General features: G+C 64.0%; 19 protein-coding genes. 9 read left to right on the top strand and 10 right to left on the bottom strand.

Annotated features, from left to right (window positions below):
• Nucleotides 1-105: 105 nt before the first annotated feature.
• From ACIPZ8_RS13940 to ACIPZ8_RS13955, 4 genes are all read right to left on the bottom strand, one after another.
• A complete protein-coding gene (locus ACIPZ8_RS13940) occupies nucleotides 106-1,062 on the bottom strand; it encodes a FecR domain-containing protein (protein WP_400723908.1) in 957 nt (318 codons plus the stop codon).
• Nucleotides 1,059-1,577, bottom strand: a complete 519-nt coding sequence (locus tag ACIPZ8_RS13945) for an RNA polymerase sigma factor (RefSeq protein ID WP_400723910.1) — start codon at nucleotides 1,575-1,577, stop codon at nucleotides 1,059-1,061. The genes ACIPZ8_RS13940 and ACIPZ8_RS13945 overlap by 4 nt, the downstream gene beginning before the upstream one ends.
• 102 nt (nucleotides 1,578-1,679) lie before the next feature.
• On the bottom strand, nucleotides 1,680-2,390 hold the full coding sequence (locus ACIPZ8_RS13950; protein WP_400723913.1) for a PolC-type DNA polymerase III: 711 nt from the start codon (nucleotides 2,388-2,390) through the stop codon (nucleotides 1,680-1,682).
• The gene (locus tag ACIPZ8_RS13955) at nucleotides 2,387-4,324 is read right to left on the bottom strand and encodes a DUF294 nucleotidyltransferase-like domain-containing protein (RefSeq protein WP_400723916.1); all 1,938 of its coding nucleotides are present in this window, start codon (nucleotides 4,322-4,324) and stop codon (nucleotides 2,387-2,389) included. Before ACIPZ8_RS13955 ends, ACIPZ8_RS13950 begins: the two co-directional genes overlap by 4 nt.
• 213 nt (nucleotides 4,325-4,537) lie before the next feature.
• Here ACIPZ8_RS13955 and ACIPZ8_RS13960 point away from each other — a divergent pair, with 213 nt between their 5' ends.
• Nucleotides 4,538-4,981 carry a response regulator gene (locus tag ACIPZ8_RS13960; protein WP_400723919.1) on the top strand — a complete coding sequence of 148 codons (444 nt, stop codon included), beginning with the start codon at nucleotides 4,538-4,540 and terminating at the stop codon, nucleotides 4,979-4,981.
• A 120-nt stretch (nucleotides 4,982-5,101) separates the two neighbouring features.
• On the opposite strand, the gene ACIPZ8_RS13965 is transcribed toward ACIPZ8_RS13960, so the two are convergent.
• The gene (locus tag ACIPZ8_RS13965) at nucleotides 5,102-7,279 is read right to left on the bottom strand and encodes a malate synthase G (RefSeq protein ID WP_400723922.1); all 2,178 of its coding nucleotides are present in this window, start codon (nucleotides 7,277-7,279) and stop codon (nucleotides 5,102-5,104) included.
• A 451-nt stretch (nucleotides 7,280-7,730) separates the two neighbouring features.
• On the opposite strand from ACIPZ8_RS13965, the gene ACIPZ8_RS13970 reads away from it, so the two are divergent.
• On the top strand, nucleotides 7,731-8,249 hold the full coding sequence (locus ACIPZ8_RS13970; protein WP_400723924.1) for a glycine cleavage system protein R: 519 nt from the start codon (nucleotides 7,731-7,733) through the stop codon (nucleotides 8,247-8,249).
• Between the two features lie 216 nt (nucleotides 8,250-8,465).
• Here ACIPZ8_RS13970 and rarD read toward each other — a convergent pair whose 3' ends face one another.
• The 4 genes from rarD to ACIPZ8_RS13990 form a co-directional block, all read right to left on the bottom strand.
• Nucleotides 8,466-9,353, bottom strand: a complete 888-nt coding sequence (gene rarD, locus ACIPZ8_RS13975; protein ID WP_400723927.1) for an EamA family transporter RarD — start codon at nucleotides 9,351-9,353, stop codon at nucleotides 8,466-8,468.
• 64 nt (nucleotides 9,354-9,417) lie between these two features.
• Nucleotides 9,418-10,392, bottom strand: coding sequence for a serine/threonine protein kinase (locus tag ACIPZ8_RS13980; RefSeq protein ID WP_400723930.1), 975 nt, complete (start codon nucleotides 10,390-10,392; stop codon nucleotides 9,418-9,420).
• A gap of 111 nt (nucleotides 10,393-10,503) precedes the next feature.
• Nucleotides 10,504-11,268: a TOBE domain-containing protein gene (locus ACIPZ8_RS13985; protein WP_400723932.1), complete on the bottom strand. Its 765-nt coding sequence runs from the start codon at nucleotides 11,266-11,268 to the stop codon at nucleotides 10,504-10,506.
• 26 nt (nucleotides 11,269-11,294) lie between these two features.
• Nucleotides 11,295-12,032, bottom strand: a complete 738-nt coding sequence (locus ACIPZ8_RS13990) for a ComF family protein (protein ID WP_400723935.1) — start codon at nucleotides 12,030-12,032, stop codon at nucleotides 11,295-11,297.
• A gap of 89 nt (nucleotides 12,033-12,121) precedes the next feature.
• Between ACIPZ8_RS13990 and bioB the strand changes: the two genes are divergently transcribed.
• From bioB to ACIPZ8_RS14025, 7 genes are all read left to right on the top strand, one after another.
• Complete coding sequence (bioB, locus tag ACIPZ8_RS13995; protein ID WP_400723938.1) at nucleotides 12,122-13,180, top strand: biotin synthase BioB; 1,059 nt, start codon at nucleotides 12,122-12,124, stop codon at nucleotides 13,178-13,180.
• A 1-nt stretch (nucleotide 13,181) separates the two neighbouring features.
• Nucleotides 13,182-14,354: an 8-amino-7-oxononanoate synthase gene (gene bioF, locus ACIPZ8_RS14000; protein ID WP_400723941.1), complete on the top strand. Its 1,173-nt coding sequence runs from the start codon at nucleotides 13,182-13,184 to the stop codon at nucleotides 14,352-14,354.
• Entirely contained in the window at nucleotides 14,347-15,078 is a 732-nt protein-coding gene (locus tag ACIPZ8_RS14005; RefSeq protein WP_400723944.1) for an alpha/beta fold hydrolase, read from the top strand. Before bioF ends, ACIPZ8_RS14005 begins: the two co-directional genes overlap by 8 nt.
• Nucleotides 15,071-15,889 carry a malonyl-ACP O-methyltransferase BioC gene (gene bioC, locus ACIPZ8_RS14010; protein WP_400723947.1) on the top strand — a complete coding sequence of 273 codons (819 nt, stop codon included), beginning with the start codon at nucleotides 15,071-15,073 and terminating at the stop codon, nucleotides 15,887-15,889. The genes ACIPZ8_RS14005 and bioC overlap by 8 nt, the downstream gene beginning before the upstream one ends.
• 10 nt (nucleotides 15,890-15,899) lie before the next feature.
• Nucleotides 15,900-16,580: a dethiobiotin synthase gene (bioD, locus tag ACIPZ8_RS14015; RefSeq protein WP_400723950.1), complete on the top strand. Its 681-nt coding sequence runs from the start codon at nucleotides 15,900-15,902 to the stop codon at nucleotides 16,578-16,580.
• Between the two features lie 124 nt (nucleotides 16,581-16,704).
• Nucleotides 16,705-17,001, top strand: coding sequence for a hypothetical protein (locus ACIPZ8_RS14020; RefSeq protein WP_060512164.1), 297 nt, complete (start codon nucleotides 16,705-16,707; stop codon nucleotides 16,999-17,001).
• 302 nt (nucleotides 17,002-17,303) lie between these two features.
• Entirely contained in the window at nucleotides 17,304-19,109 is a 1,806-nt protein-coding gene (locus tag ACIPZ8_RS14025; RefSeq protein WP_400723953.1) for a phenylacyl-CoA dehydrogenase, read from the top strand.
• On the opposite strand, the gene ACIPZ8_RS14030 is transcribed toward ACIPZ8_RS14025, so the two are convergent.
• A complete protein-coding gene (locus tag ACIPZ8_RS14030) occupies nucleotides 19,106-19,390 on the bottom strand; it encodes a hypothetical protein (protein WP_400723956.1) in 285 nt (94 codons plus the stop codon). The genes ACIPZ8_RS14025 and ACIPZ8_RS14030 overlap by 4 nt on opposite strands.
• Nucleotides 19,391-19,525 lie beyond the last annotated feature (135 nt).

Consider the following 19,525-nt stretch of genomic DNA (forward strand, 5'->3'; position numbering starts at 1 on the left):
CAAGTGACAGGGGGAATCGGAAAAAAAGTGAGAATTATTTGAATCTGGCTTTCGCCTGCACCGGCCTATTCGCGGGTTTACCTGCTAATAGGCCGGGGTACAGGTCTACTTGGGAACGACGGTCACCCACCACGGCGTATGCCGCTCGATCTTCACCGGCAGCGCCGGCACCAGTGAAGCCAGGGCCAGGTCGGTGTCGGTCAGCGGGAAGCTGCCGGTCACGCGCAGGTCGGCCACTTCGTCGGCCACGCCCAAGTGACCGCTGCGGTAGTGGCCCAGCTGTTTCAGCAGATCGGCCAGGCGCACGTTGTCGACCACCAGCATGCCGCGGGTCCAGGCATCGGCCCCGGCGTGCACCGGGCCTATCCGGCCCAGGCCGTTAGTGTTCATCAGCACCTGCTGGCCTTCGTGCAGGACCTGTTCGTCACCGCTGTTGTGCGGCATGGCGGCGACCGACGACTGCAAGACTTCCAGGCGCGTGCCGTTGTCTTCGCGGCGCACCAGGAAGCGCGTGCCCAGCGGGCGCAGGCGGCCATCGTCGGTACGTACCAGCAACGGGCGCGGGTCGTCGTGGCCGGTTTCCACCGAAATTTCGCCTTGATGCAGCACCAGCACGCGCTGGTCGCCGCCGTAGTCGATATCCACGGCGGTGTGGGTATTGAGGCTCAGCAGCGTACCGTCGGCCAGGCGCAAGGTACGCAGTTCACCGGTGGCGGTGCGCTGATCCGCGAGCCAGTAGCTGGGTGCCAACGACGGTGTGCCGACCCAGCTCAGCAGGGCGCCGAGCAGGAACAGGCCGGCAAGCCCGCTGCCGGCCTTGCCTACCCGGCGTCGCAGGCTGACGCGCGATTGCAGCAGGGCCTGGCGAGCCGGGCCGGCGGCGACGCTGACGCGTTGGTCGAGGGCACCGAGCTGGCGCCAGGCACGGGCATGTTCTTCGCTGGCGGCATGCCAGCGGATGAATTCGTTGCGCTCGTCTGGGGTGCCGCTGCCATCGTCCAGGCTCATTTTCCAGGCAATGGCGGCTTCCAGCACCCGCGACGAAACCGGTGTGTTGTTCACGTCGGTTCCCCGTACAGGGCCACATAGCACTGGCGCATGCCCTGGGCGATGTACTGGCGCACGCGTGACACCGAAACGCCCAGGCGTTCGGCGATTTCGGCGTGGCCCATGCCATCCAGGCGGTTGTGCAGGAAGGCTGCGCGGGCCTTGCTCGACAGCTTGCCGAGCAGGCGGTCGATGGCTTTGAGGTCTTCGAGGATCAGGTGCTGGGTTTCCGGGGACGGGTGTTCGGCTTCGGGGATCAGCGCCAGCTCGGCCAGGTAGGCCTGCTCCAGCGCTGCACGACGGAAGTGGTCGAACATCAGGCCCTTGGCCACGGCCGCGAGGAAGGCACGCGGTTCGCGCGGGGTGTCGAGTTGCTCGCGCCCGAGCAGGCGCACGAAGGTGTCCTGGCTCACATCTTCGGCACGCTGGCGGCAGGCCATGCTGCGCTGCAGCCAGGCGAGCAACCAGCCGCGATGGTCGCGGTACAGCGAGCCGACCAGTTCGGCATGTGGGCTGTGGGCAGAAGACACGCAGCGTCCCCCCGGAACGAATGCATTAACTAACGATAATTATTCGCGATTGTTACAGAGGGGAGGGGGTCGGTGCAATGGACGCTTATCGGATTGCCATCATCAGAAACCGTGGTGATGCGCCTTGCGCCGCCGCCAGCCGCACAGCCGCTGCTCCAGCTGCAACGGGCTGTCGAGCTGCTGGCGCCGGGCCTGGCTGAACAGGATCAGCGCCAGCTCCGCCGTGACCTGTGCATCGGCGCTGGCATGGTGACGCTCATCCACCTGCAGGCCGAAGCGTGCTACCCAGTCATCCAGCCCGGCCTCGCGCAATACGGTGTCGGGGTTGAGCATCGGTGCCAGCTCCGCCACGTCGAGGAAGGGCAACTGCAGGCGATGGCCGAGGCTCTCCTTCAAGGCGCGGGCAAGCATGCGCTGGTCGAACGGTGCATGGAACGCCAGCACCGGGCTGTCGCCGATGAATTCGAGCAGGTCGAGCAAGGCTTCGGCCGGGTCGCAGCCAGCGGCCAGGGCACTTGGCCCGAGGCCGTGGATCAGCACGCTGGCGTTGGTTTTCTGTTCAGGCCGATGCAAGGTGCGTTCGAACTGCTGGGCGAAATCGATGGCGCCGTCCTCGATGGCCACCGCGCCGATCGACAGCACCTGGTCGCGATTCGGGTTCAGGCCACTGGTTTCCAGGTCGAGCACGACCCAGCGCTGCTCGCGCAACGAGCAGACTCCCAACGGCCTGGCCTTGGGCAGCCGTCCCAGGCGCTGACGCAAGGCATCGTCCAGCAGCGGGGCAGCGGGGCGCAGCCAGGCGAACAGGCTCATAGCTGATACCGCAGGGCCAGGCTGCTCTGCAGGCGCTGGGCCTGGCGCAGGGATTCGCGCAGGATGCGCCGGTCCAGATGGTTGAGGCTGTCCGGATCGAGGCGGTTGGAATACGGCAGGTTGTCGCGGGTCTGGCGCTGGTGCTGCTGCATGCGGGTTTGCTGGATGAAGTGGTAGGCCTCTTCATAAGCGGCGCCGTCGAGTGCTTCGATGACCCCTTTGTCGACCAGCTGACGCAGGCGCTCCAAGGTGTTGCAGGCACCAATGCCATTGGCCAGGGCCAGCAGGCGGGCGCCATCGACGAAGGGGGTCAGGCCCTGGACCTTGAGGTCGAGGGTGGCGGCCTTGTCGTTGCCCTGGCGGGTCAGCACGAACTCGCGCAGGCGGCCCACCGGCGGGCGCTGGCGCAGGGCGTTGTCGGCCAGCATGCGCTGGAAGATGCGGTTGTCCGCCACCTGCTCCAGCAACTGCCGACGCAGTTGTTCGCAGCCCTGTTCATCGCCCCAGACCACGCGCAGGTCGAAGTAGATGCTCGAACCCAGCAGGTTCTCCGGGCTGGCTTCGCGGACGAAGCCGGCAAAGCGCCGGGCCCATTCCGTGCGTGACAGGCACAGCTCGGGGTTGCCGGCCATGACGTTACCCTTGCACAGGGTGAAGCCGCACTGGGCCAGGCACTGGTTGATGTACTGCGCCAAGGGCAGCAGGCGTGCGCGAATGGCCTCGGCTTCGGCGTCGTCGCTGGCTTCGAAGAGGATGCCGTTGTCCTGGTCGGTGTGCAGGGTCTGCTCGCGGCGCCCTTCGCTGCCAAAGCACAGCCAGCTGAACGGCACGCCGGGGTCGCCACGTTCGGCAATGGCCAGCTCGATCACCCGGCACACCGTGTGGTCGTTGAGCAGGGTGATGATCTGGGTGATCTGCGTCGAGGAGGCACCGTGGGCGAGCATGCGCTCGACCAGCTGGCCGATCTCGCCGCGCAGCTGCACCAGTGAATCGAGGCGTGGCGCATGGCGGATGGTACGGGCCAGGTGCACCAGGTCGACCCGCTGCAGGGAAAACAGGTCACGCTCGGACACCACGCCACACAGGCGCTGGTTATCCACCAGGCAGACGTGGGCGATATGCCGCTCGGTCATCGCCATGGCCGCATCGAAGGCGCTGGCCTGGGGGCTGAGGTAGAACGGCCGGGCGGTCATGTGCTGCTCGATCGGCGCGCCGAGGTCGGCATCGGCGGTGGCCACCACCTGGCGCAGGTCGCGCAGGGTGAAGATGCCCAGCGGGTAGCGCTGTGGGTCGACCACGACGATGCTGCCGACCTGCTGTTCATGCATCAGCCGCACGGCTTCGCGCAGGGGGGTATCCGGCGCGCAGACCACTGGGTGACGCATGGCCAGTTCGCCCAGCGGGGTATTCAGCGAGTACTGGGTGCCGAGGGTTTCCACCGCACGTTGGCGGACCTGCTGGTTGACCTGGTCGAGCAGGCTGCTGACGCCACGCAGTGCAAAATCTCGAAACACTTCTGACATCGAGAACACACGGATGAACGCGGCCTTGTTCAGCTGCAGGCAGAAGGTGTCTTCGCCGGCCAGGTGTTCGGTGCGCGTCGCCCGCTCGCCGAGCAGCGCCGCCAGCGGGAAGCATTCGCCGCCGGTGATCTCGAAGGTGGTTTCCACTCCAGGCTTGACCAGGTGCTGGCGCTCGCCGACGACCCGGCCCTGCTTGACGATGTAGAAGTGCTCGACGGGCCCATCCGTGGGTTTGATGATGCTTTCGCCGCTGGCATAGAAGCGCAGCTGGCATTGTTCCACCAGGAAGGCCAGGTGGCTCTGCTCCATCTGGTTGAACGGCGGGAAACGCTGCAGGAACTGCAAGGTGCCCTGGATGTTCTGCAGTACTGCCGTTCTTCCCGCCTGACTGTAGGCGTCCTTTTTGCTCATGACACTGACCGTATCGCTACGCCGAACTATATATATCTATATATAGGAGCGGCCTTGTTGTTCTCGGTCCCCATGGTCGGCTGGCAGCGGGGTGGTGCCCATTGGACGTAAGTCTAGTGAGCCGCTGCTGTCAAAGACCCGACGAAAGGCGAGCCGGGTTACAGGGCTTTTGCGGTCCTAACCACTGTGCGGGATTTTTTTGACGAGATGACCATGGCTGAGCATGACGACATCCTGAGTGACGCCGAACGCGCAGCATTGGCCGTGGTAAGTGCGCCCCTTGCGCCCAGTCCGGTGGTGTTGATTGTCGATGACAATCCGGTGAACAGCGAGGCGCTCAAGTGGTACCTGAAGAGCAGGGGCATCGAGAGCATGACCGCTGACGGGGCTCAGGAAGCGATGCTCAAGCTGCACTACGAACCGCGCATTGCCCTGATGATCACCGACCTGCGGATGCAGCCTGATGATGGTCTGGAGCTTATTCGGAAGATTCGTGAGTCGGAGCGGGCGGCGTTGTCGATCATCGTGGTGTCGGGCGACACCGATGTGGAGGAGGCGGTGGACGTGATGCATTTGGGGGTGGTGGATTTTCTGCTGAAGCCGGTGGACCTGGGGAAACTGCTGGGGCTGGTGAAGAAGGAACTGAAGATCGGGTAGTGCAGGACTGGGGCTGCTTCGCAGCCCTTTCGCGACACAAGGCCGCTCCTACAGGAGAATGCGATCCCCTGTAGGAGCGGCCTTGTGTCGCGAAAGGACCGCAAAGCGGTCCCGTGCGGTTTACAGCCCGTTACGCGCCTTGAACTCGCGACGGCGACGGTGCAGCACTGGCTCGGTGTAGCCGTTCGGCTGCCTGGCACCTTCGATCACCAGCTCGATCGCCGCCTGGAACGCGACGTTGTCGTCGAAGTTCGGCGCCATCGGGCGGTACTGGGCGTCACTGGCGTTCTGCTTGTCGACCACTGCAGCCATGCGCTTGAGGCTTTCCAGCACCTGCTCCTGGCTGACCACGCCATGGCGCAGCCAGTTGGCCAGCAGCTGGGCCGAGATGCGCAGGGTGGCGCGGTCTTCCATCAGGCCGACATCGTTGATGTCCGGTACCTTCGAGCAGCCCACACCCTGGTCGATCCAGCGCACGACATAGCCGAGGATGCCCTGGGCGTTGTTGTCCAGCTCGTTGCGGATCTCTTCTGCCGACCAGTTGGTGTCGGCCGCCAGCGGGATGGTCAGGATGTCATCGACCGAAGCCGGGGTGCGCGACGCCAGCTCGCGCTGACGCGCCTGCACGTCGACCTTGTGGTAGTGCAGGGCGTGCAGGGTGGCGGCGGTCGGCGACGGTACCCAGGCGGTGTTGGCGCCGGCCAGCGGGTGAGCGATCTTCTGCTCGAGCATGGCGGCCATCAGGTCAGGCATGGCCCACATGCCCTTGCCGATCTGCGCACGGCCTTGCAGGCCGGTGGCCAGGCCAACGTCGACGTTGTTGTTCTCGTAGGCGCCGATCCACTTCTCGTTCTTCATGGCGCCCTTGCGCACCACGGCGCCGGCTTCCATCGAGGTGTGGATTTCGTCACCGGTGCGGTCGAGGAAGCCGGTGTTGATGAACACCACGCGCTCGGCGGCCGCCTTGATGCAGGACTTCAGGTTGACCGTGGTGCGGCGCTCCTCGTCCATGATGCCGACCTTGACGGTGTTGCGCTTCATGCCCAGCAGGTCTTCGACACGGCTGAAGATCTCGGCGGCGAAGGCGACTTCTTCAGGGCCGTGCATCTTCGGCTTGACGATGTACACGCTGCCGCTACGGGTGTTCTTGCGGCTGGTGTTGCCGTTGAGGTTGTGCAGGGCGATCAGGTTGGTGAACAGACCGTCCTGGATGCCTTCGGGGATTTCGTTGCCCTGGGCATCGAGAATCGCCGGGTTGGTCATCAGGTGACCGACGTTGCGCACGAACAGCAGCGAACGGCCGTGCAGGGTTACGCTGCCACCGTTGGGAGCGGCGTACTCGCGGTCCGGGTTCATGGTGCGGGTGAAGGTCTTGCCACCCTTGCTCACGCTTTCGGCCAGGTCGCCTTTCATCAGGCCCAGCCAGTTGCGGTAGACGATGACCTTGTCATCGGCATCGACGGCGGCGACCGAGTCTTCGCAGTCCATGATGGTGGTCAGCGCCGACTCCATCAGGATGTCTTTGACGCCGGCGGCATCGGTGCTGCCCACCGGGGTGCTGGCGTCGACCTGGATCTCGAAGTGCAGGCCGTTGTGCTTGAGCAGCACGGCGGTCGGCGCCTTGGCGTCGCCATGGAAGCCGATCAGCTGGGCGTCATCACGCAGGCCGCTGTTGCTGCCGCCTTTCAGGGCGACGACCAGTTTGCCGCCTTCGATGCGATAGCCGGTGGAGTCGACGTGCGAGCCGGCTGCCAGTGGTGCGGCTTCGTCGAGGAAGGCGCGGGCGAAGGCAATGACCTTGTCGCCACGCAGCTTGTTGTAACCCTGGCCTTTCTCGGCGCCGCCTTCATCGCTGATGGCGTCGGTGCCGTACAGGGCGTCGTACAGCGACCCCCAACGGGCGTTGGCGGCGTTCAGGGCGAAACGGGCGTTCATCACCGGGACGACCAGCTGTGGGCCGGCCATGTGGGCGATTTCTTCGTCCACGTTCTGGGTGGTGGCCTGGAAATCGTCGGCTTGTGGCAGCAGGTAGCCGATTTCCTGGAGGAATGCCTTGTAGGCTGCGGCGTCGTGTGCCTGGCCTTTGCGTGCCTGGTGCCAGGCGTCGATCTTGGCTTGCAGCTCGTCGCGCTTGGCGAGCAGGGCTTTGTTCTTTGGAGCGAGGTCTTTAATGATCTCTGCCGCCCCTGCCCAGAACTTCTCGGCTTCGATGCCGGTTCCAGGAATCGCTTCGTTGTTGACGAAGTCGTACAGGGCCTTGGCGACCTGAAGGCCACCGACTTGAACGTATCCAGTCATTGCTTGCCTCACCTCTGCTCAGCTATTTCGCTCTTCTGTATTAAGCCTGTAGCGCTTCTCTAAACACGTACCAGTGCTTGCCATCGGACTAGACCCGAGGGCGGCTGGGTTCGGCCTGCCAGACGGGCTGGCAGACAGTGTGCGTATTTTCACAGGCGCCTTGGCAGACATCCAAACGACGTTTTGTAGTCCGCGCCACGGGATACTACATGAAGCAGTAGGCGAGGCAAAATCAGACTAAAAGCGCCGTTATGCGACCGGTTGGTCGCGTATGGTCACGCTGGGAGAACGTATGTTCGCAAAAAACCGGTGGATTGTTCCAGATAAATCTTGAAACAGTACACGATTGCTTGTGCGGATTGCCCTGCGGCAGGTTGCCGCGCCTTGCCTATACTGAGTCGATCCCCCGTATTTTCGCCGCCTTGGGCGGCCCGACGCAGAGGAAGGGCCTGTGGATCATCTTGTACTGACCGTGATTGCCCCGGACAAGGCCGGCCAGGTCGAGCGCATTGCCCAGTGCATCGCCGATCATAACGGCAACTGGCTGGAGAGCCGCATGTCGCGGATGGCCGGGCAGTTTGCCGGGATCCTGCGGGTGGCGGTGCCGGCGGAAAACTACGACGAACTGGTGAAGTCGCTGCAGGCGCTGGGGAAATACGATATACGCGTGCTCATCGCCGAGAGTGGCATCGAGCCGTCATGTACCTGGAAGCCCATTGCCATGGAACTAGTGGGCAATGACCGCCCAGGCATCGTGCGCGATATCACCCGCCTGCTGGCGGACCAGGGGGTGAACCTGGAGCGCTTCACCACCGAAGTGCGGCCGGCGCCGATGAGCAGCGAGCCGCTGTTCCATGCCGATGCGCTGCTGGCGCTGCCGTTGACCTTGTCGCAGGACGACCTGCAGCAGAAGCTGGAGAGCCTGGCGGATGACTTGATGGTGGAGTTGAAGTTGCGGCCGGATGACTGAGTGGGTTATCCCGATTTCACGGGGAAGGCCCTGTGGATAACCTGGGGGCGCACCTCGCCAGCCCAGGAGCGGCAAGCCCTCCCGAGGTTTGAGCAAAAAACGTACAAAATTCAGTCGCTTGTGCACAAAGCACGGGGACGAGGGTGTGGATAACCTTTGGAGAGGTTGCTGCAGGCCACGAACGACGTGGCCTGCGCAGTTTTGATCGTTTTTTGATCAGGCGCGCTTGCGCAGATTCAGCCAGGCATCGACGCTGTAGAGCGCCAGGCCCGCCCAGATACAGATGAAGGCCACCAGGCTGCTTGAAGACAAATGCTCATCAAAAAGCAGCACTGCCTGCAGCAGCACCAGTGTCGGCGCCAGGTATTGCAGGAAGCCCAGGGTGGTGTAAGGCAAGTGTCGGGCGGCGGCGTTGAAGCAGACCAACGGCACCAGCGTCACCGGCCCTGCTGCCATCAGCCACAGTGCTTCGCTGCTGGTATAGAACGCACCCTGCGCACTGACCGCCGCAGGGTTCAGCAGTAACCAGCCTAGCGCCAGTGGCACCAGCATCCAGGTTTCCACCACCAGCCCCGGGAGCGCTGCCACTGGGGCCTTTTTGCGGATCAACCCATAGAAACCGAAGGTCAATGCCAGCACCAGTGACACCCACGGCAGGCTACCCACCTGCCACACCTGTTGCGCCACGCCCACCGCAGCCATGCCCACGGCCAGCCATTGCAGGCGGCGCAGGCGTTCTCCGAGCAGGATCATGCCCAGCAGCACATTGACCAGTGGGTTGATGTAGTAGCCCAGGCTGGCTTCGAGCATGCGCCCGCTGTTCACCGACCACACGTAGGTCAGCCAGTTGGCAGCGATCAGCGTCCCGCTCAGGGCCAGAATCGCCAGGCGGCGGGGGTTGTCGCGCAGCTCGCGCCACCAGCCTGGGTGTTTCCACACCAGCAGCAGCAGAGAGCCGAACAACGCGGACCAGAGCACCCGGTGGACGATGATCTCCACCGCCGGGACGCTCTGGATGGCTTTGAAATACAGGGGGAACAAACCCCAGATGATGTAGGCCGACAGGCCAAGAATGTACCCGCGACGCGGGTTTGCGGCGTGCATGCAGAATCCTTGCTTAGGTAGCTAAATACAGCGACGCCTATTGTAGACAGACCCTTGCGGCTATCTAGAACAATTTCAATGGTTGCTCGTCCAGCGCCGCCGTCTGCTCACGCAGGGCGAGGATTTGGTCACCCCAGTAACGTGGTTGGCCAAACCAGGGGAAGCTACGCGGGAACGCCGGATCATCCCAGCGCCGCGCCAGCCATGCGCTGTGGTGCAGCTGGCGCAGGGCGCGCAGGGGCTCGATCAGTGGCAGTTCGCGCGGGTCGAAATCGTGGAACTCGTTGTAGCCGTCGATCAGTTCGGCCAATTGGCCAAGGCGCTCTTCGCGGCTGCCAGCCAGCATCATCCACAGGTCCTGCACGGCCGGGCCCATGCGGCAGTCGTCCAGGTCGACGACGTGATAGACGTCGTCGCGATGCATCAGGTTGCCAGGGTGCAGGTCGCCGTGCAGGCGCATCACCTGATGCGGGGTACGTGCGTAGATATCCTCGACCCGCTTGAGCAGTTCGCGGGCTACGGACTCGAACGCGGGCAGCAACTCACGCGGGACGAAATCGCCCTCCAGCAGTGTTTGCAGCGAAGCGTGGCCGAAGTTGTCCACAGCCAATGTTTCGCGATGTTCGAACGGGCGGGTAGCGGCAACCGCGTGCAGGCGGCCGAGCAACTGGCCGAGGCGGTAGAGCTGGTCGAGGTTGCCGGGCTCCGGCGCGTGGCCACCTCGGCGGGGAAACAGGGTAAAGCGGAAGCCCTTGTGCTCGAACAGGGTCTGGCCGCCATGTTGCAGCGGCGCGACCACGGGCACTTCGCAGTCGGCGAGTTCGGCGGTGAACTGGTGTTCTTCGAGAATCGCCGCATCGCTCCAGCGGCCCGGGCGGTAGAACTTGGCGATCAACGGTTGCGAGTCTTCGATGCCCACCTGATAGACACGGTTTTCGTAGCTGTTCAGCGCCAGGACCCGGGCATCGCTGAGAAAGCCCAGGCTTTCCACGGCGTCCAGGACCAGGTCGGGGGTGAGGGTGTCGAAGGGGTGGGACATGGGGGCTCCGGGGTGGGCGTCATGTCGGCATGGTAACTCATTCCATGGCCTGCCCAGATGTTGCCTGAGCTGGCCCTTTCGCGGGTAAACCCGCGAAGCGGCCGGCACAGGTTAAACCGGTACCCCGAGCAATACATAGGAAGGATGAAACTGCACACGCACCTTGCTTCCTTCACTGACGGACTGCCCGGCCAGCCAATCCGCCTCGGCAAACGCACACAACGTCTGCCCATTGCCCAGCGCCAGCCGCACTTCACTGTCGCCCTGCGAATCCGCCAGCACCTCTTCGACAGTGGCGTTCAGCACATTGCTGCCGGCGTCTACATCATCCTCCGCTCCCAGCAACTGCACCCATCCGGCCTTGAGCAGCGCCATCACCGTGGTCCCCAGGGTCAGCTCCAGCCGCGCCGTGCTGTCATGGGTAATCAATGCGTCGATCTCCAGCCCGCCGCCCAGCGCCAGGCTGACCCGATCATGCCGGCCCTCCCTGCGCAGCCCGCTGACCTGCCCCTGCAGCTGATTGCGCGCACTGGTGCGCAGCATCAGGCGGCCCAGCAAGTCGAGGTCGCTGGACTCTTCCGCCGCTTCAAGAATCTGTGCCTGCAGGGCCTGCACTTTCTGGTACAGGCGCAGCACCCGTTCGCCTTCTACCGAGAGCCGTGCACCACCACCGCCACGCCCGCCCGTGCTGCGCTCGACCAAGGGCTGGCTGGCCAGGTTGTTGAGTTCATCGATCGCATCCCAGGCTGCCTTGTAGCTGATGCCGGCAGCCTTGGCCGCGCGGGTGATCGAGCCTTGTTCGGCGATGTGCTGGAGCAGGGTGATGCGCTGCGGGCGGCGGGCAATGTGTTGGGTGAGGAGTGCGGGCAGGGACATGGTGGCGCCTATCTGGAACTGACCCGTCAAGCTTGCCCCGGTTTTGCCGTGCGTGCCAGGCAATACACATCGACCCGGCGTGCGCCGCCCTGGCGCAACAGTTGCGCGATGGCCTGCGCGGTGGCCCCGGTGGTCAGCACATCATCGACCACGGCAACGTGGCTGCCCTTGAGCGAAGCCTCGCAGGCCAGCGCGAACGCCCGGCGCAGATTATGCCGGCGTGCCTGGGCGTCCAGGCTCTGTTGTGCCGGGGTTTCACGCGTGCGCAACAACAACCGCTCATCACATTCGATATCCAGTGCCCTCGACAGCCAGCGCCCGAGCATGCCGGCCTGGTTGAAACCGCGCGCGCGCAGTCGACGCGGGGCTAACGGAACAGGCAACAGCAGGTCTGGCCTGGCCAGGCCATCCTGATAGCGATGGTGCAAATGGTGGCCGAGCATTTCGGCCATCAGCCGGCCCAGCGGCCATTGGCCGTTGTGCTTGAAACGGCTGATCAGGGTGTCCAGCGGGAACCCATAGTGCCAGGGCGCCAGGACCTGATCGAAAGCCGGCGGGCGACGGCTGCACTGGGCGCAGATCAGGCCGGTCATCGGCAAGGGCAGGGCGCAGCGCAGGCAATGCTCATCGAGCCACGGCAGTTCCTGCTCGCAGGCGACGCACAGCGGGTGGCGCTGTTCGGCGGGTTCACTGCAGAGCAAGCAGGATTGGTTAATATTTAAACACTTGTGAACCAGTGATTTTAACCAAGGTTGACAGTTCATAGGCCTTCCATGACTATGCGAACTAACCGTGATGCGCTGGCGGGCACTTGTGCCTCGGCGCCAGCTACAGCCTAAACAAGGAAACGCCGATGAGCGCCAGCACAACTGCAACAACACGTCACGACTGGTCCCTGCCTGAGGTCAAGGCACTGTTCCAGCAGCCTTTCAACGACCTGCTGTTCCAGGCGCAGACCGTGCACCGTGCGCATTTCGACCCGAACCGCGTGCAGGTTTCGACGCTGCTGTCGATCAAGACCGGCGCCTGTCCGGAAGATTGCAAATATTGTCCGCAGTCTGGCCACTACAACACCGGGCTGGAAAAACAGAAGCTGATGGAAGTGCAGAAGGTGCTCGAGGAAGCTGCTCGCGCCAAAGCCATCGGCTCTACCCGCTTCTGCATGGGTGCGGCCTGGAAGCACCCGTCGGCCAAGGACATGCCCTACGTGCTGGAGATGGTCAAAGGCGTGAAGGCCATGGGCCTGGAAACCTGCATGACCCTCGGCAAGCTCGACCAGGAGCAGACCGTGGCCCTGGCCCAGGCTGGCCTGGACTACTACAACCACAACCTCGACACCTCGCCTGAGTTCTACGGCAGCATCATCACCACCCGCACCTACGGCGAGCGACTGCAGACCCTGGCCTACGTGCGCGATGCCGGGATGAAGATCTGCTCCGGCGGCATTCTGGGCATGGGCGAGTCGCTGGACGACCGCGCTGGCCTGCTGATCCAGCTGGCCAACCTGCCCGAGCACCCTGAGTCGGTGCCGATCAACATGCTGGTCAAGGTCGCAGGCACCCCGCTGGCCGAGGAAGAGGACGTCGACCCGTTCGACTTCATCCGCATGCTGGCAGTCGCCCGTATTCTCATGCCCAAGTCGCACGTGCGCCTGTCCGCCGGCCGCGAGCAGATGAACGAGCAGATGCAGGCCCTGGCCTTCATGGCTGGCGCCAACTCGATCTTCTATGGCGAGAAACTGCTGACCACCGCCAACCCGCAAGCCGACAAGGACATGCAGCTGTTCGCCCGCCTGGGCATCAAGCCCGAAGCGCGCGAAGAGCATGCCGACGAAGTGCACCAGGCGGCCATCGAGCAGGCCTTGGTCGAGCAACGCAGCAGCGAGCTGTTCTACGACGCAGCTTCGGCCTGAGATGGCCTTCGACCTGGCGGCGCGCCTGGCCGAACGGCGCGCCGCAGACCTGTATCGGCAGCGGCCATTGCTGGAAAGCCCCCAGGGGCCTGAAGTCGTGGTCGATGGTCAGCGCCTGCTGGCCTTCTGCAGCAATGACTACCTCGGCCTGGCCAACCACCCTGAAGTGATCGCTGCCTGGCAGGCTGGCGCCGAGCGTTGGGGTGTCGGTGGCGGCGCCTCGCACCTGGTGATCGGCCACAGTTCGCCGCACCATGCCGTCGAAGAGGCGCTGGCCGAACTGACCGGTCGCCCGCGCGCGCTGCTGTTTTCCACAGGCTACATGGCCAACCTTGGCGCCATCACCGCGCTGGTGGGGCAGGGCGACACCGTGCTGCAGGACCGCCTGAACCACGCGTCGCTGCTCGATGGCGGGCTGCTCAGTGGGGCCCGTTTCAGCCGCTACCTGCACAACGACGCTGCCAGCCTGGCCAGCCGCCTGGGCAAGGCCACCGGCAACACCCTGGTGGTCACCGACGGCGTGTTCAGCATGGACGGTGACCTTGCCGACCTGCCGGCCTTGGCCACTGTGGCCCGCGCCCGCGGCGCCTGGCTGATGGTCGACGACGCCCATGGCCTGGGCACCTTGGGGGCTCAGGGCGGCGGCATCGTCGAACACTTCGGCCTGGGTATCGACGACGTGCCGGTGCTGATCGGTACCCTGGGCAAGGCCTGTGGTACTGCCGGCGCCTTCGTCGCCGGCAGCGAAGAGCTGATCGAAGCACTGGTGCAGTTCGCCCGGCCCTACATCTACACCACCAGCCAGCCGCCGGCGCTGGCCTGCGCCACGCTCAAGAGCCTGGAGCTGCTGCGCCGCGAAACCTGGCGCCGCGAGCACCTGGCGGCGCTGATCCAGCAGTTCCGTAAGGGGGCCTCGCGAATCGGCCTGCAGCTGATGGACAGCCCGACGCCGATCCAGCCGATCCTGATTGGCGACAGTGCCCAGGCCCTCAAGCTGTCGCGCATGCTGCGTGACCGCGGCCTGCTGGTGACTGCCATCCGCCCGCCAACCGTGCCTGCCGGCAGTGCCCGCCTGCGGGTCACCCTGAGCGCCGCGCACAGCGAGGCGCAGGTACAGCTATTGTTGAATGCATTGGCCGAGTGTTATCCACAGCTGGAGGCCGCCGATGCGTAACCGTTTGATCCTTCTTCCCGGCTGGGGGCTGGGCACCGCCGCCCTCGAGCCGCTCGCCGCCAGCCTGCGGGCCCAGGACGCACGTCTGCAGGTCGAACTGATGCCCCTGCCGGAACTGGCCGATGGCGATGTGCAGGCGTGGGTGGACTACCTTGACCGCAAATTGCCCAGCGATACCTGGCTGGGTGGCTGGTCGCTTGGCGGCATGCTCGCCAGCGAACTGGCGCGCAAGCGTGGCGACCACTGCTGCGGCCTGCTGACGTTGGGCAGCAACCCCAGTTTCGTGGCCCGTGCCGATTGGCCGCACGGCATGGCCGAGGATACCTTCGGCACGTTTCTCGATGGTTGCCGCAGCCACACCTCGGTGACCCTCAAGCGCTTCCGCACCCTGTGCAGCGACGGTGCCCTGCAACCTCGCACGCTGCTGCGCCAACTGGGTGTCGGTGTGCCTGACACTGACCCGCTGTACCTGGCCACCGGCCTTGAAGTGCTGGCCAGGCTCGATACCCGTGAGGCCCTGCAGGCCTATGCTGGCCCGCAGTTGCACCTGTTCGCCGGCAGCGATGCGCTGGTGCCGGCAGAGGCGGCCAAAGCGCTGAGCGAGCTGCTGCCCGACGTGGAAGTCGGCCTGGTCGAAGACAGTTCCCACGCTTTCCTGCTGGAGTATCCACAGGAGCTGGCGGCGGGCATCAAGAGTTTCCTGCATGAGAGTGGCGATGACTGACCTTTCCCGTCCAACCCTGCCCGGCGCGTTGCCGGACAAGCGCCAGGTGGCCGCCTCGTTCTCCCGTGCGGCCGCCAGCTACGACAGCGTTGCGGCCCTGCAGCGTGCGGTGGGCGTGAGCCTGCTGGACCAGTTGCCGGATGACGTGGCGCCGACGCGCTGGCTGGACCTTGGCAGTGGCACGGGGCATTTCAGCCGGGTGCTGGGCGAGCGTTTTGCCCAGGCCACCGGTGTTGCCGTGGATATCGCCGAAGGCATGCTGCGCCATGCCCGCGATGAGCGCGGCGGGGCGCACTATCATGTGGCCGGTGATGCCGAACGGTTGCCGCTGGGGGATGCCTGTGTCGATCTGGTGTTCACCAGCCTGGCGGTACAGTGGTGTGGCCAGTTCGCCAGTGTGCTGGAAGAAGCCCGCCGTGTGCTGCGCCCTGGCGGCGTGCTGGCCTTCAGCAGCCTGTGCGTTGGCACACTCGATGAATTGCGCGCCAGCTGGCAGGCGGTTGATGGCATGGTGCATGTCAATCGTTTCCGCAGGTTTGAAGACTACCAGCGCCTGTGTGCGGCCAGTGGCCTCGCCCAGGTCAGCCTGCAGCGTCAGGCCCATGTGCTGCACTACCCCGATGTGCGCAGCCTGACTCACGAACTCAAGGCGCTCGGTGCTCACAATCTCAACCCCGGGCGGCCTTCTGGCCTGACCGGTCGGGCGCGCATGCAAGGCCTGTTGCAGGCCTATGAAGCGTTTCGCCAGCCCCAGGGGCTGCCCGCCACCTATCAGGTGGTCTATGGTGTGTTGCGCAAGCCACAGGCATGAGAGGAGCGACATGAGCCAGGCCTATTTCATCGCCGGGACCGACACCGATGTCGGCAAGACCACTATCGCAGCCGGGCTGCTGCATGCGGCACGGTTGCAGGGGCTGAGTACCTTGGGCGCGAAGCCGGTGGCTTCGGGTTGCACGATGACGCCCAAAGGCCTGCGCAACAGTGACGCCCAGGCGCTGATCGACGAAAGCTCGGTCAAGCTCGCCTACGAAGAGGTCAACCCGTTTGCCTTCGAACCGGCCATTGCACCGCACGTGGCGGCCCGGGAGGCGGGTGTTGCGCTGGAAGTCCCGGTGTTGTCCAGGGCCATGCGCCATGTACTGGACCAGGGCGCAGACTTCACCCTGGTCGAAGGTGCAGGTGGTTGGCGCGTGCCATTGTCCAACCACGCCAACCTGTCGGACCTGGCGATCGCCCTCAAGCTGCCGGTGATTCTGGTGGTCGGGGTGCGCCTGGGCTGCATCAACCACGCTTTGCTCAGTGCCGAGGCGATTGCCCGGGACGGGCTGCAACTGGCGGGCTGGGTGGCGAATATCATCGAACCACGGACTTCGCGGCTGGAGGAAAACCTGGCCAGCCTGGCAGAGCGCTTGCCAGCGCCGTGCCTGGGGCGGGTGCCGAAGCTCAAGCAGGCCACGGCGGATGCAGTGGCGGAGCATTTGCAACTCGACTTGCTGGATTGAGCGTTGGCAGATATGCCCATGGCCTATCAAGTAGCACTGGGCCATTAGGGATTTAAACGGGCCTTTTCGCGCCTGGCCTGCTTTAATTGGCCCTGATCACATGCAGCGTCATTGGAGTTCTGACATGGAAATCACCGGCAGCACCGCGTACTACGCCGGCCTCAACGCCATCTACAACGGCCAGAACCGCGTCGATCAGGCCGCCGGCCAGATCGCCAATGCCTCGGTCGAGCGCGCCGCCACCAGCCAGTCCAGCGACTTCCAGGCCGAGCGCCTGCGTGGGGTCGACCGCAGCCAGCAGATGGACCTGGCAACCAGCACCGTGCAATTGGCCCTGGGCAAGACCGAGGTCGAACTCGGCGCAAAGGTGGCCAAGGCGTCCGACGAAATGCTCGGGCGGTTCATCGACACCTACGCCTGATCGGCCACTTTATTCGAGTTATACACAGCCCCTGTGGGAGCGGGCTTGCCCGCGAATGCGTCAGACCAGGCAGCGTTGTTGTCTGTCCTGGCCCTTTCGCGGGCAAGCGCGCTCCCACAGGGGCATTGTTTTTTTCGGGCTTGGCATAAACGCCATCTTTCGCGGCGTAAATGGCACTATAGTCCCTCCTTGACATCGGGCGGTCCTAAACGTAAGTTTCAAACAACTGTTTGACCGAAAGCCGACAAGAGCTGGTCGGTATCAGCGGTCCCCTACCGAACTCATCACAGAGGTTCATCGCAATGCCTGATTACAAAGCCCCCTTGCGTGATATTCGTTTCGTCCGCGACGAGCTGCTCGGCTACGAGGCGCACTATCAGAGCCTGCCGGGTTGCCAGGACGCCACACCGGACATGGTCGACGCGATCCTGGAAGAAGGCGCGAAGTTCTGTGAGCAGGTGCTGTCGCCGCTGAACCGTGTCGGTGACCAGGAAGGCTGCACCTGGAGCGAGTCGGGCGTGAAGACCCCGACCGGTTTCAAGGCGGCCTACGAGCAGTTCGTGGAAGGTGGCTGGCCAAGCCTGGCGCATGACGTCGAGCACGGCGGCCAGGGCCTGCCTGAGTCGCTGGGTCTGGCCCTGAGCGAAATGGTCGGTGGTTCGAACTGGTCGTGGGGCATGTACCCAGGCCTGTCCCACGGCGCGATGAACACCATCTCCGCCCACGGCACCGCCGAGCAGCAGCACACCTACCTGACCAAGCTGGTGTCCGGCGAGTGGACCGGCACCATGTGCCTGACCGAGCCACACTGCGGTACCGACCTGGGCATGCTGCGCACCAAGGCCGAGCCACAGGCCGACGGCAGCTACAAGGTGTCCGGCACCAAGATCTTCATCTCGGCCGGCGAACACGACATGGCCGACAACATCGTCCACATCGTGCTGGCGCGTCTGCCGGATGCTCCGGCGGGCACCAAGGGCATCTCGCTGTTCATCGTGCCGAAGTTCCTGCCCAACGCCGAAGGCGGCGTGGGTGAGCGTAACGGCGTGAGCTGTGGCTCGATCGAGCACAAGATGGGCATCCACGGCAACGCCACCTGCGTGATGAACTTCGACGCTGCCACCGGCTACCTGATCGGCCCGGCCAACAAAGGCCTGAACTGCATGTTCACCTTCATGAACACCGCACGCCTGGGCACTGCACTGCAAGGCCTGGCCCACGCCGAAGTGGCCTTCCAGGGCGGCCTGAAGTATGCCCGTGAACGCCTGCAGATGCGTTCCCTGACTGGCCCGAAAGCACCGGACAAGGCCGCTGACCCGATCATTGTCCACCCGGACGTGCGTCGCATGCTGCTGACCATGAAGGCCTTCGCTGAAGGCAACCGCGCCATGGTGTACTTCACCGCCAAGCAGGTGGACATCGTCAAGTACAGCCAGGACGAGGAAGAGCGCAAGAAGGCCGACGCCCTGCTGGCGTTCCTGACCCCGATCGCCAAGGCATTCATGACCGAGGTCGGCTTCGAGGCTGCCAACCACGGTGTGCAGATCTACGGCGGTCACGGCTTCATCGCCGAGTGGGGCATGGAGCAGAACGTGCGCGACAGCCGTATCTCCATGCTGTACGAAGGCACCACCGGCATCCAGGCCCTCGACCTGCTGGGCCGCAAGGTGCTGATGACCCAGGGCGAAGCGCTCAAGGGCTTCACCAAGATCGTGCACAAGTTCTGCCAGGCGCAGGAAGGCAATGACGCGGTCAAGGAGTTCGTCGAGCCATTGGCTGCGCTGAACAAGGAGTGGGGCGAGCTGACCATGAAAGTGGGCATGGCCGCGATGAAGGACCGCGAGGAAGTCGGTGCTGCGTCGGTGGATTACCTGATGTATTCCGGCTACGCGTGCCTGGCCTACTTCTGGGCTGACATCGCTCGCCTGGCAGCTGAAAAGCTGGCAGCCGGCACCAGCGAAGAAGCCTTCTACACCGCCAAGCTGCAGACCGCGCGCTTCTACTTCCAGCGCATCCTGCCGCGTACCCGTACGCACGTGGCTACCATGCTGTCGGGCGCCAACAACCTGATGGACATGAAGGAAGAAGACTTCTCGCTGGGTTACTAAGCCCTGGTGAAGTATCGAAGAAAACGCCGCTCCCAGTGAGCGGCGTTTTTTTTGGTTCTGATATTCATCTTCAGCTGTTCTGGCTCGTCTGCTTGCTTCGATATTTTTAAATGGTAATAGCTGGCGCAGCGCAACTTTCGTGCGCGCTCAGTTTTCATTGTTTCGTAAGTTTCAGTTTGCCCGTGCTTCAGGTTTCTTCCACTGTCGGGCGCCTGTTCAATATGAAGTAGCAAATACATTGCCAGGTTTTCCTGCTTGCCGCTGTGGCGCTGGATGCCCATGGATCGTGGGGTTTCGTGGGGTTGTGAAGACTTTGTGAAGGCGGCGTGGGGAATGTCACCCACTACTGGGGGCGAATGTGCACCGGAACTGAGTAACTTGGGTGATCAGTATTTATTGGTATGAGTGCCTAAATA

This window comes from Pseudomonas sp. NPDC089422 (assembly GCF_044749405.1).
Lineage (GTDB): Bacteria > Pseudomonadota > Gammaproteobacteria > Pseudomonadales > Pseudomonadaceae > Aquipseudomonas.

Bases quoted from the DNA above. Each gene is read 5' to 3' on its own strand.
- ACIPZ8_RS13950 (WP_400723913.1), bottom strand. From the start codon at position 2,390: ATGAGCCTGTTCGCCTGGCTGCGCCCCGCTGCCCCGCTGCTGGACGAT.
- ACIPZ8_RS13955 (WP_400723916.1), bottom strand. From the start codon at position 4,324: ATGAGCAAAAAGGACGCCTACAGTCAGGCGGGAAGAACGGCAGTACTG.
- ACIPZ8_RS13960 (WP_400723919.1), top strand. From the start codon at position 4,538: ATGGCTGAGCATGACGACATCCTGAGTGACGCCGAACGCGCAGCATTG.
- ACIPZ8_RS13965 (WP_400723922.1), bottom strand. From the start codon at position 7,279: ATGACTGGATACGTTCAAGTCGGTGGCCTTCAGGTCGCCAAGGCCCTG.
- rarD (WP_400723927.1), bottom strand. From the start codon at position 9,353: ATGCACGCCGCAAACCCGCGTCGCGGGTACATTCTTGGCCTGTCGGCC.
- ACIPZ8_RS13980 (WP_400723930.1), bottom strand. From the start codon at position 10,392: ATGTCCCACCCCTTCGACACCCTCACCCCCGACCTGGTCCTGGACGCC.
- ACIPZ8_RS13985 (WP_400723932.1), bottom strand. From the start codon at position 11,268: ATGTCCCTGCCCGCACTCCTCACCCAACACATTGCCCGCCGCCCGCAG.
- ACIPZ8_RS13990 (WP_400723935.1), bottom strand. From the start codon at position 12,032: ATGAACTGTCAACCTTGGTTAAAATCACTGGTTCACAAGTGTTTAAAT.
- bioB (WP_400723938.1), top strand. From the start codon at position 12,122: ATGAGCGCCAGCACAACTGCAACAACACGTCACGACTGGTCCCTGCCT.
- bioF (WP_400723941.1), top strand. From the start codon at position 13,182: ATGGCCTTCGACCTGGCGGCGCGCCTGGCCGAACGGCGCGCCGCAGAC.
- ACIPZ8_RS14005 (WP_400723944.1), top strand. From the start codon at position 14,347: ATGCGTAACCGTTTGATCCTTCTTCCCGGCTGGGGGCTGGGCACCGCC.
- bioC (WP_400723947.1), top strand. From the start codon at position 15,071: ATGACTGACCTTTCCCGTCCAACCCTGCCCGGCGCGTTGCCGGACAAG.
- bioD (WP_400723950.1), top strand. From the start codon at position 15,900: ATGAGCCAGGCCTATTTCATCGCCGGGACCGACACCGATGTCGGCAAG.
- ACIPZ8_RS14020 (WP_060512164.1), top strand. From the start codon at position 16,705: ATGGAAATCACCGGCAGCACCGCGTACTACGCCGGCCTCAACGCCATC.
- ACIPZ8_RS14025 (WP_400723953.1), top strand. From the start codon at position 17,304: ATGCCTGATTACAAAGCCCCCTTGCGTGATATTCGTTTCGTCCGCGAC.
- ACIPZ8_RS14030 (WP_400723956.1), bottom strand. From the start codon at position 19,390: ATGGGCATCCAGCGCCACAGCGGCAAGCAGGAAAACCTGGCAATGTAT.